The 10,354-nt window shown below is 68.3% G+C and carries 9 protein-coding genes and 2 pseudogenes; 6 read left to right on the top strand and 5 right to left on the bottom strand.

Features of this window, described 5'->3' with window-relative positions; all coding sequences use genetic code 11:
- The first annotated feature begins 151 nt into the window (after positions 1-151).
- The gene (locus K330_RS0102090; RefSeq protein WP_022920202.1) at positions 152-484 is read left to right on the top strand and encodes a hypothetical protein; all 333 of its coding nucleotides are present in this window, start codon (positions 152-154) and stop codon (positions 482-484) included.
- A 164-nt stretch (positions 485-648) separates the two neighbouring features.
- Here K330_RS0102090 and K330_RS18560 read toward each other — a convergent pair whose 3' ends face one another.
- Positions 649-1,266: a GNAT family N-acetyltransferase gene (locus K330_RS18560; RefSeq protein ID WP_272944671.1), complete on the bottom strand. Its 618-nt coding sequence runs from the start codon at positions 1,264-1,266 to the stop codon at positions 649-651.
- A 365-nt stretch (positions 1,267-1,631) separates the two neighbouring features.
- On the opposite strand from K330_RS18560, the gene K330_RS0102080 reads away from it, so the two are divergent.
- Positions 1,632-1,814 carry a hypothetical protein gene (locus K330_RS0102080; RefSeq protein ID WP_022920200.1) on the top strand — a complete coding sequence of 61 codons (183 nt, stop codon included), beginning with the start codon at positions 1,632-1,634 and terminating at the stop codon, positions 1,812-1,814.
- Positions 1,815-2,121: 307 nt separating this feature from the next.
- Here the strand turns inward: K330_RS0102080 and K330_RS0102075 are convergent, their stop codons facing one another.
- Positions 2,122-2,757: an isochorismatase family protein gene (locus K330_RS0102075; protein ID WP_022920199.1), complete on the bottom strand. Its 636-nt coding sequence runs from the start codon at positions 2,755-2,757 to the stop codon at positions 2,122-2,124.
- Positions 2,758-2,867: 110 nt separating this feature from the next.
- Here K330_RS0102075 and K330_RS0102070 point away from each other — a divergent pair, with 110 nt between their 5' ends.
- Positions 2,868-3,821 carry a GlxA family transcriptional regulator gene (locus K330_RS0102070; RefSeq protein ID WP_022920198.1) on the top strand — a complete coding sequence of 318 codons (954 nt, stop codon included), beginning with the start codon at positions 2,868-2,870 and terminating at the stop codon, positions 3,819-3,821.
- Between the two features lie 135 nt (positions 3,822-3,956).
- On the opposite strand, the pseudogene K330_RS23095 reads toward K330_RS0102070, so the two are convergent.
- Positions 3,957-4,289, bottom strand: a pseudogene (locus tag K330_RS23095) (Lrp/AsnC family transcriptional regulator); the annotation flags it as partial.
- Positions 4,290-4,403: 114 nt separating this feature from the next.
- On the opposite strand from K330_RS23095, the pseudogene K330_RS24125 reads away from it, so the two are divergent.
- Positions 4,404-5,567, top strand: a pseudogene (locus K330_RS24125) (MFS transporter); the annotation flags it as partial.
- 343 nt (positions 5,568-5,910) lie between these two features.
- Here the strand turns inward: K330_RS24125 and K330_RS0102055 are convergent.
- Positions 5,911-6,795 (bottom strand): EamA family transporter, encoded by an 885-nt coding sequence (locus K330_RS0102055; protein ID WP_022920195.1) that lies wholly within the window; start codon positions 6,793-6,795, stop codon positions 5,911-5,913.
- Between the two features lie 85 nt (positions 6,796-6,880).
- Between K330_RS0102055 and K330_RS0102050 the strand changes: the two genes are divergently transcribed.
- A complete protein-coding gene (locus K330_RS0102050; protein WP_022920194.1) occupies positions 6,881-7,759 on the top strand; it encodes a LysR family transcriptional regulator in 879 nt (292 codons plus the stop codon).
- 550 nt (positions 7,760-8,309) lie between these two features.
- Here K330_RS0102050 and K330_RS0102040 read toward each other — a convergent pair.
- On the bottom strand, positions 8,310-9,008 hold the full coding sequence (locus K330_RS0102040; RefSeq protein ID WP_022920192.1) for a LysE family translocator: 699 nt from the start codon (positions 9,006-9,008) through the stop codon (positions 8,310-8,312).
- A 33-nt stretch (positions 9,009-9,041) separates the two neighbouring features.
- Here K330_RS0102040 and K330_RS0102035 point away from each other — a divergent pair, with 33 nt between their 5' ends.
- Positions 9,042-10,316, top strand: coding sequence for an IS256 family transposase (locus K330_RS0102035; RefSeq protein ID WP_029202215.1), 1,275 nt, complete (start codon positions 9,042-9,044; stop codon positions 10,314-10,316).
- Positions 10,317-10,354: the final 38 nt, after the last annotated feature.

Here is a 10,354-nt window from a genome sequence, read left to right as displayed (position 1 = left end):
TGCCGCTGTGAACGCGTAGCGTCCGACCATGCCGCTGTGAACGCGTAGCGTCCGACCATGCCGCTGGTCGTAACGTCGCTCCCTGCCCCGACCGAGAAATCCGGCCGCGACAAGGCGGCCGCTACGAACCGCCCCGCCATAGGATCCGGTGATGAGCGACTCCCCAGATGCGCAGGCCGCCGCGGCAATGGAGGCCGCCAACGATGGCTTCGTCACAGGAACGTACTTCGCCCGGTGGAACCCGTCCCAAGATGTCCGCGCCCTCGTACACGTAATCCTCGGCGGGCCGGTTGAGAGGCCAGTCCAGGACTTCTTTGACGGCTTCATCGCTGGCGCGGAGGCGGAGCACGTCCGTTCTTCGGAGGGCAACGGCGGGGACGTGCCGTTCGCTGTCCAGTGGCTCGAGCAGGTCGAGATCAGCCGTGGAGACACCGCGTGGATTCTCGGGCCGCAGCCGGGACCATGGCGCCCGAGGCCAGCCTGAGGTCCTCTCAGAGCGACCGGAACTGCCGCACCTCGGAAATCGCGCCCTTGTGGCGGAACGCTCCCCGACCTGGGTCGGGAGTCTGCTGGCCGTCTCCCACTCTCTATCAACGAAGGAGGCCTGGAGCGGTGTGATCGCTGGGTGCGCACATCATGCCAGGCCGGTCATCGGGTTCGGAGTTTGTTGCGCTGGCGTCCTTGCGAGTCAAAGTTGGCGGGGTTGAGCCAAGTCTCGAAAGCGGCGCGAACGGCGGGCCATTCCTTATCCGTAAGGGCGTACCACGCCGTGTCGCGATTGCGGCCCTTGTATACCATGGCCTGGCCAAAGGTGCCTTCGTATGTGAACCCTAGTCGTTCGGCAGCCTTCCGTGACGGTTCGTTGAGGCTGTCGCACTTCCACTCGTAGCGCCGGTATCCCAGGTCCTCGAAGACGTAGCGCATGAGGAGAAACTGCGCCTCGGTCGCCGCCGCTGTGCGTTGCACGACATGGGACAAGACGATGGAGCCGACTTCGATGACTCCATTAGCCGGGTCATGGCGCATGAGCGCGAGGGTGCCGAGCGCCCGGCTAGTCGCTGCGTCGATGAGGGCGTAGTGCCGGGGGTCCGCGCTATCGGCGGCGGCGACCGACCACTGGTGGTAGCTGTCAAACGATGGAAACGGTCCGAAAGCCATGTAAGTCCAAGCACGGTCATCGCTAGCCGACGCGAGTGCGGCATACAAATCCACCGCGTGCCGGTCTGGGTCGAGACGTTGGAGTGTGCAGAACCTCCCGCTCAGCACATGCTCCGATGGGAGCGGAGCAGATGCCCAGCCAGGCACAGGGTCGCCGACGGGCTGACCGAACTCGTTTATCCTGGGCAAGGAGGATCCTTCCGGTGCGAGGGAACGCCAGGAGCGCCTGGCTGCCGATTCTAAGCTCGAAGGTGCACGCCTCTAATGGGTTGTACCGATCCTCTGGCCGGCTCGTTCCGGTAGCGGCCGGCGGGCAAGCACTCCTCGCTTCCGCTTGTCAAGGCCTTGCGGCAGACCGTGCGCTCGCCGGTCCCGAGGAGGCGTGACCGGCGGCTGGGGTGACGTGCCCCCGGATGGTTCGGGTGAGCACTTGACCATTAGCTCGCCGGGAGTCCTCCTCCACGGTGCTGACAATGGATCATGACGAGGCGCAGGAAGAGAAGTCGATGTGGTACGTGGGCGATGAATGGGCCGAGGACCACCAAGAGGTCGAGCTCGCCGACGACCAGGGATTTGGCAAGGAGAGGATTGCCGAAGGGCTTGGGCGGGTGACCAAGGTGCACGCATTGGTCGCCGAGCACGCACCGGCGGAGTGAGCCGACCTGGACCCGGCCGAGGCGGTCGCCCAGGTGGTGATTGGCATCGAGACCGACCGCGGCCAGTGGGTCGTGGCGCTGGTCGCGGCCGGCTACACCGTGTACGGGCTGAACCCGATGTCGGTAGATGCGGCGCCCGCTGGCAGACATGAAGAGCTCCACCGCCAGGGGCGCTACGCCCGGCATTTGCCGGCCGTCCGGGCGACGAGGCGCAGTGGAACGGTTCTTCAAGTGCGGGCACGAACTGTGACCTGCTTGCCCCCTCCCCCCGGACTGGCGTGCCAGGGACTCCGTGCCTGGGCGTCGGTCAGGCGCTGAAAGCGGCGCGGCCTTGCATGGCGGAGGTACCAAGATCGCTCTTGGGTAGGGCTTCTCCGGCGGTGACGGCCGCAGTCCATGCCTCGGTGGTTGCGACAGCGGCGAAGTTGGAGTGCAGGAGTATGAGAAGGGTTTCGTGCAGCTGGTCAGCGGAGACCTTGCCTGCCTCGTTCGCCAGGTGGATGGCGCCCGTGGCGTCGGAGAGGATCTCGGCCGCGAAGCCGTGTTCCTCTGCACCGATGGCCGTGGCGATGTCGCAGTTGTTGGTCATGTAGCCCACGATCGTGATGGTGTCCACGTTCTGCTCAGCCAGCCACTGGGCGACATCGGTGCCCGCAAAGGCGCTGCCCTTGGCCTTGGTGACGCGCTTCCAGGCCGGGCTCAGGCGCTGCTCGATCTCGGGGTGGAGCGACCAGCTCTCGCTGCCCAGGGCGAAGACGGGTGCACCCTGCGGGAGCTCGTGCTGCACGACGACCACGGGCAGGTCGTGCTGCTGTGCGACCTCGAGGGCGGCGACGCTGTTGGCCAGCGTCTTGTCCCGTGATGGGGCCTGAATCTGCAGAGTCCCGGTGAAGTACTCCTGCTGGACGTCGACGACGATGAGTGCTCGGCGGGGAGCGGTCATGGTGTTCTCCTCTTGGTGGCTGACGTTCGGGGGCGAACTTCACCATGACCTGGGTCGCCGCGCTATCGTGAGTGGCTCGGAAGACATCCTTCGATGAGATCGGGACACGAGTGCGGATCGCTGTCTACGCCTTCGACGGCATCACCATGTTCCATCTCGCTGCCCCGTTGCTGGTCTTCGGCGAGGTGGGCCGTCAGGGCCTGGCCGAGGGGTGGGACCCGGTCGTGTGGACTTTGGACGGGCGCGGCATCCGGACCGTCGAAGGCCCGCGGGTTGAGGGCGTCAGAGGCCCCGACGCGGTCGATGACGCCGACCTGCTGGTGTTCCCGTCCTGGCCGAGCGACCTGCCGCCCACGGAAGCCGCGCTGACCGGCAGGATCCGGAGTGCACAGGCCCGAGGGAGCCAGGTTGCGGGACTGTGTCTGGGCGCCTTCCCGGTGGTGGACAGCGGACTGCTCGACGGCCGGGACGTCGTCACCCATTGGGGCGCCGCCGAGCAGCTCGCACGCCGTCGCCCCCAGGTCAGGGTCGACCCGGGCGCGCTCTACCTCGACCACGGCGACGTCCTCACCTCGGCCGGCACCGCCTCTGCGATCGACGCCTGCCTGCACATCGTCCGCTCCCAGCTGGGCTCTGCCGCCGCCGCGACCGTCGCGCGCAACCTCGTCGTGGCCCCACACCGCGAGGGCGACCAGGCACAGTACGTCGACCGCCCGATGCCCCAGCCCGGCGGCGTCGGGCACCTGGCCCCGACCATGGACTGGGCACTGGCCCACCTCGACCACCCCCTCACCGTCGATGAGTTAGCGGCCCACGCTCGCATGAGCAGGCGCAACTTCACCCGTCGGTTCGCCGAAGTCACCGGGACAACCCCTGCGCGTTGGGTGATGGCCCGACGCCTGGACGAAGCACGGCGCCTCCTGGAAACGACGACCTGGCCCGTCGCCCGCATCGCTACTGACTGTGGCTTCACCAGCGTGGTGACGTTCAGGCAGAACTTCATCGCGACCTACGCCACCACGCCGACGTCGTACCGGCAGCGATTCTCGCTGCCCCAAAGGTGAGGCTGGCACGTCTGAGGTTAAAGGGGCAGCTGGCGTCCGTGGACGACGTTTTTCATGACGAGGGTCGTGGTGAGGCGCTATCCCGGGCAGCGTGGTCAGCTGCTCGTCGTACAGCTGTTGAAAGGCGGGCAGGTCGCGCGTGATGACGTGGAGCAGGTAGTCGGGATCGCCGACCAGGCGCTGGGCGCTGAGCACGTTCGGGACGGCGTGGACGGCGGTGTCGAAGGCGTGCAGGCTCTCCTTGGTGCCGATGCTGAGGGTGACGAAGACCAGTGCCTCGAAGTCCAGTCCGAAGACCTTTGGGTCGAGCACGGCGTGGTAGCCGCTGATCGCGCCGGAGCTCTCTAGCGCGCGGACCCGCCGGTGACACGGAGACAGGCTCAGACGCACCCGTTCGGCGAGCTCGGTCAGCGTCAGGCGGCCGTTGTTCTGCAGCTCAGCAAGGATCTTCCGGTCTACCTCATCCATTCGGTCGATCCTTCCACAACAGCCCGCTCGGTGACATGACGTTGGAAGCCCATTTCAACGGTTTCTACGTAGTCTTTCACCGGACCAGTCACCCGGACGGTCGGCGCAGGAGGTGTGGTGGTGGAGACAAGGACGGCAGCGGCGACGAAGACCGCGGGTCGACGGTCGTGGCGGTTGCATCCTGCTTGGGCCGTGGCCGCGATCACCTTCCTGGTGCTCCTGGCCTCGGCAGCGTTCCGGTCGAGCCTGAGCCTGCTGCTCGTCCCGATGGAGGAGGACCTCGGCTGGACCCGCACCGAGACGTCCATCGCGGTGTCGCTGAACCTGCTGCTCTACGGCGTGGCAGCGCCGTTCGCCGCGGCGTTGCTGGAGCGGGTCGGGGTGCGTCGCATGGCCGTGTGGGCGCTGGTTCTCATCGCGTTCGGCTGTCTGGGGACGACGGTCATGACCGCACCCTGGCAGCTCGCGGTGCTGTGGGGCGTGGTCATCGGCATCGCCACCGGCTCGGTGGCGCTGGTCTTCGGCGCGATCGTGGCCGACCGCTGGTTCGTGGCCAGGCGCGGGCTGGTCGTGGGGATCCTGGGCGCGGCCTGGGCCACCGGGCAGCTGATCTTCCTGCCCGTGCTGGCTGCCGTCGTCGACGCCTTCGGCTGGCGGGCGGCCTCCGTCGCGATCGCCCTGCTGTGCGCCGCCCTGCTGCCGCCCGTGGTGGTGGTGCTGCGCGGCCGGCCCGCCGACGTCGGTGCGCTGCCCTACGGTGCGACGGCGCAGGACACGCCTGTGGAGTCGTCACCACCCAGCGCCGCCGCCGCCGTCGGGCACGCCCTGCAGGTGCTGGGCGAGACCTGCCGGGCCAGGGCGTTCCTCCTGCTGGCCGGGACCTTCTTCGTCTGCGGGTGGACCACCAACGGCATCATCAGCACCCACTTCGTGCCCGCCGCGCACGACCACGGCATGCCCGCCACCGCGGCCGCCGGGCTGCTCGCCGTCGTCGGGGTCTTCGACATCGTCGGGACGATCGGCTCGGGCTGGCTGACCGACCGGTTCGACCCACGGCTGCTGCTCGCGGTGTACTACACCCTGCGCGGGGCGGCGCTGCTGGCCGTGCCGGCGCTGCTCGGGCCCGACATCGATCCGCCGATGCTCGTCATGGTGGCGCTGTTCGGGCTGGACTGGGTCGCGACCGTCCCACCCACCGTCGTGCTGTGCCGCGCGGCGTTCGGCCCCGAACGCGGTGGGATCGTCTTCGGCTGGGTCTTCGCCGCCCACATGATCGGCGCCGGAGTCGCAGCCGCGGCCAGCGGTGCGCTGCGCGCCGCGTCCGGCGACTACACCTCGGCATGGCTCTTGGCAGGTGGCCTCGCCGTGGCTGCCGCCCTGGCCAGCCTCGCACTCCCAGGGCCCGAACAGCCGCCGCGCAGCCAGCCTGAGCCCGGCAGCGGACCCCACCGTCCGACGCCCCCCGTCAGGGAGCTCATGGTCATGCCGCTGGAGGACGACCACGCTCGTCCGCCGTTTGCCGCGGAGTGTGGACTTCGACTGCCGCGCGCCTTGGGCCGCACGTCGCTTCTGCCGTGGGGAAGGGCGGGTGGGACCCCCGCCCAGGCGGACCGGCTCGTGGTCAGGGGGCGGTGCGCGCGCCTGTGCGTTCGGCGCCCACGCCGGCGGTCACGACAAGGCCGAGACCCACGACGGGGCCCCAGCCCGGTACCTGGCCGAGCAGGAACAGCCCGACGACGAGCGCGATCGCCGGTTCCAGGCTCATCAGGGTGCCGAAGGCGGCGGTGGTGAGGCGGCGCAGGGCCGAGAGCTCCAGGGCGAAGGGGATGACTGGCAGCAGCAGTGCCAGGCCCAGTCCAGCGAGGAGCATCTGAGGGTCCAGGGCGGTGAGCACGGACGGTCCGGCCACTGCGGTGGCCACCAGGGCCGCGACGGGCATGGAGATGGCCAGGCCCTGAACGCCGGCGAGCTGGTCTCCGACCTTCTGGGTGAGCACGATGTACGCCGCCCAGCAGCACGCGGCGCCCAGCGCGTAGGCCACGCCCACCGGGTCGGCGCCACCGTGCCAGGGTTCGGTGAGCAGCAGCACGCCGGCTGCTGCCACCAGCGCCCACCCTCGCGCGGCTCCGCGGCCGCGGGCGACGGCGACGGCGAGCGGTCCGAGGAACTCCAGCGCGCTGGCGGTGCCCAGTGGCAACCGTTCGACCGAGGCCATGAAGAGCATGGTGATCCCTGCCGTGACACCGCCCAGGGCGATGCAGGTGAGCAGGCTGGAGCGCGTGTAGGCCCACAAGCGCGGCCGGACCAGGATGAGCAACAGTGCCCCGGCCCAGGCCAGCCGCAGCCATGCCACCGCGGCCGGGCCGAGCTCGTCCATCAGACCGATCGAGGCTGCCAGGCCCAGCTGCACGCAGGTCATCGATCCCAACGCCATCACGGCCCCGGCTCGTCCGGTCGATGCGGCGCCCAGCCCGGCGGCTATCTGGTCCGTGCTCGTGGTCGTCATACCGATCAGTGCACAGGACATCCACCGTTCGCGTCCACGTGGCAAGCATGGACACACCGTTCATGAATCATGGACAATCGGTGGCGTGGACCTGCGCCGGTTGGAGATGTTGCTACACCTGTCCCGTGCCGGCTCCATGCGTGAGGTGGCCGACGACCTTCGTGTCACCACCTCGACGGTCTCCCAACAGATCGCCGCCCTGGCGCGGGACGTCGGCACGCCGCTGCTCGAACCCGTCGGGCGTCGGGTCAGGCTCACCCCGGCCGGGCAGCGGCTGGCCGAGCACGCCGTCACCATCCTCGCCGCTGTCGATGCCGCCCGGGCCGACCTGGACCCCGCGGCGGAACCCGCCGGCACGGTGCGCATCGCGGGCTTCGCCACCGCCATCCGCCGCTCCTTGCTTCCACTGGTCGGCGGCCTGTCCACCAGTCACCCCAAAGTGCGACTGCAGATCCATGAGCACGAACCACTCGAAGCCCTCAGCCTGCTGGCCCGTGACGACGTCGACCTCGTGCTGACCTACGACTACAACCTCGCCACGGCCGCGACCGACAGCACGCTGGAAGTAGCACCGCTGTGGACGGTGAACTGGGGCCTGGGCGTGCCGAGCACCGAGAGCCGCAGGCACGAGGGTGCCGTTCCGCTCTTCCACCGCTACCGAGACACCGGGTGGATCGTCAACTCACGCAACACCGCGGACGAGGACGTCGTCCGCACGCTGGCATCGATGGCTGACTTCGCCCCCGTCATCGCCCACCGGGCCGACAGCCTCGATCTCGTCCAACACCTGATCCGCGCCGGTCTCGGCGTCGGGCTACTACCTTTGGACCAACCAACCCACCCCGCCGTGACCGTCATCCCATTACACGATCCACCCGTCACCTTGCGCGCCTACACCGCCATCCGCCGCGGACGCGGCCGATGGGCACCACTGGCCCTGGTGCTCCAGTCGCTCCAACCGTAACCACCAGCCCAAGCGGGCCCCGGGAGAGGACGCGCCAGCTCCTCACCGGCGCCCATCACCCATGCCTCCAAACAACGCCGCCGACCGACGCCCACCTCCGGCGTATCCGCCAGCTGTTGGCCGAAGAACGCCGGCGCCGCGCTCGAGCACGCCGCTGCCCTTCAAGGACCCGGCGGGCACGGGGTCGACGCCGAGATCGTCCATGCGGGCGACCTTCTAAGTGCGGGGGCGTCATCATCGGATGGTGAGGTCAGTGCGGTCCTGGGCGCCGGCCCGCCGCCGGAGCGCCTCCAACTGGTGAAAGCCGAGGTGGTTGAAGGTCCTCACGAGCCGGGCGGTCGAAGGCAAAGCGTCACGCAAGACACTGCTTGAGGGGCGGGCGTCGACGGCGCACTCCGGCAGCACGCCGTCGATCGGCGGCCAGCAGCACATGCGTCGATGACGACCTGAACGCTGAACGTCAAGAGGAAGCGCCCCGGAACCGGCTCAGCGCAACCTCCTACGCGACCCGTCGCACTCCCGTGCGGACTCGGAAATGAACCGGATGTGCTCAGTCCTTGTTGCCGGTGAGCGCGAGGCTGCCACCCAAGGCGATCATCATGCCGCCCCCGGTCCCACGCACCGCGGCCAGACGACGCGGAGACCGAGCGAACCACGAGGCAGCACTACTGGCCAGCAGAGCCCAGACAGCATCGCAGACGAACGCGATCAAGATGAAGACGAAGCCCAGAACCATCATCTGCACGGAAATGGCGCCGGCATGGAAGTTCACGAACTGCGGCAGCGCTGCGACGAAGAAGACGATGGACTTGGGATTGGTCACACCGACGATGAACCCCTGCCGCAGCAGTGTTGAGGACTTCAGGGCTCGGCGACTGTCCCCAGCGTCGGTATCGAGACCTGCTCGACGATGACGGATCGCCAGAACCCCGAGATAGATCAGGTAAGCAGCACCCAGCATCTTGATCACCGTGAACAGCACAACGGACTGGGCAACGACCGTTCCCACCCCCAGAGCCACGGCCGCCACCAACGGAAGTGACCCGAGCTCGTTGCCGAGCACGCTGAAGACCCCACCGCGCCTGCCATGGGACAGCGATCGCCCGATGACAAACAGCACGCTAGGCCCGGGAACGACGACAAGGATCAAAGATGCAATGCTGAACGCGACGAGGGCTTCTGCTGAGGGACTGTCCGCCGAACGGTGTTTCTGGCCTGACACGCCGGCGCAGCTGGCGGGGAAGGTCATGCGATGACCGAGAAGATCACGAGCGTGAGCTCGATGCCGAAGAAGGCGAAGAAGACGACCTCGCGCAGCGAGGCGGAACAGGCCGCGGTCCGGGAGCTGGTCAAGGCCGCCCGGGCCCGCGGTGAGGACCTGACCGGCCCGGACGGGCTGCTCAAGTCGATCACCGCCACCGTCCTGGAGACAGCCCTGGAAGAGGAGCTGACCGAGCACCTCGGACACGAGAAACACCATGCACCCACCACGGAGAACGGCAACATCCGCAACGGCACCCGCCCCAAGACGGTGCTCACTGACGCGGCCGGGGAGGTGACCATCGCGGTCCCGCGGGACCGGGCCGGAACCTTCGAACCGGTCATCGTCAAGAAGCGCCAACGACGCCTCTCCGACGTGGACGCGGTCGCGATCAGCCTGTTCGCCAAGGGCCTGACCACCGGAGAGATCAGCGCCCACTTCGACGAGGTCTACGGCGCCTCCATCTCCAAGGACACCGTCTCCCGCATCACGGACAAGGTGCTCGAGGAGATGGCGGCCTGGTCCTCCCGGCCGCTGCAACCGGTGTACGCGGCCATCTTCATCGACGCGATCTACGTCAAGGTCCGCGACGGGCAGGTCGGCAACCAGCCCTTCTACGCCGCGATCGGCGTCGACCTGGGCGGGCGTCGCGACGTCCTGGGCCTGTGGGCCGGGCAGGGCGGCGGCGAGAGCGCGAAGTTCTGGATGAACGTGCTGGCCGACCTGAAGAACCGCGGCGTGCGCGACGTGTTCTTCATCGTCTGCGACGGACTCAAAGGACTGCCCGACAGCGTCAACGCCGTCTTCCCCCAGGCGATCGTGCAGGCCTGCGTGATCCACCTGATCCGCGCCACCCTGCGCTACGCCAGCCGGAAGTACTGGGACCAGCTGGCCAAGGACCTGCGCCGCATCTACACCGCACCCTCGGTCGAAGCAGCATGGGCGGCGTTCGAGGGGCTGGAGGAGAAGTGGGGCAAGCCCTACCCGGCCATCCCCAAGATGTGGAGAGCGGCGTGGGAGGAGTTCATCCCCTTCCTGGCCTACGACGTGGAGATCCGCCGTGTGCTGTTTTCCACCAACGCCATCGAGTCACTGCACGCCAGGTACCGGCGGGCGGTCACCGTGCGCGGTCACTTCCCGACCGAGCAGGCCGCCCTGAAGTGCCTCTACCTGGTCACCCGGGGCCTGGACCCCAAAGGCACCGGGCAGGCACGATGGACCATGCGGTGGAAGCCCGCGCTCAACGCTTTCGCCGTCACCTTCGTCGACCGCATGCCGGCCGCGGAGAACCTCTGACGATGAACGCCGGAAACACCGTTTATCGGACAGACCCT

It is taken from the genome of Ornithinimicrobium pekingense DSM 21552, assembly GCF_000421185.1.
Classification (GTDB): Bacteria; Actinomycetota; Actinomycetes; order Actinomycetales; family Dermatophilaceae; genus Ornithinicoccus; species Ornithinicoccus pekingensis.
This window is presented reverse-complemented; position numbering and strand designations above follow the sequence as displayed.

What these genes read in the sequence shown, in the direction of transcription:
- K330_RS0102080 (WP_022920200.1), top strand. Translation starts at nt 1,632, where the DNA reads ATGGATCATGACGAGGCGCAGGAAGAGAAGTCGATGTGGTACGTGGGC.
- K330_RS0102055 (WP_022920195.1), bottom strand. Translation starts at nt 6,795, where the DNA reads ATGACGACCACGAGCACGGACCAGATAGCCGCCGGGCTGGGCGCCGCA.
- K330_RS0102040 (WP_022920192.1), bottom strand. Translation starts at nt 9,008, where the DNA reads ATGACCTTCCCCGCCAGCTGCGCCGGCGTGTCAGGCCAGAAACACCGT.
- K330_RS0102090 (WP_022920202.1), top strand. Translation starts at nt 152, where the DNA reads ATGAGCGACTCCCCAGATGCGCAGGCCGCCGCGGCAATGGAGGCCGCC.
- K330_RS0102075 (WP_022920199.1), bottom strand. Translation starts at nt 2,757, where the DNA reads ATGACCGCTCCCCGCCGAGCACTCATCGTCGTCGACGTCCAGCAGGAG.
- K330_RS0102035 (WP_029202215.1), top strand. Translation starts at nt 9,042, where the DNA reads ATGCCGAAGAAGGCGAAGAAGACGACCTCGCGCAGCGAGGCGGAACAG.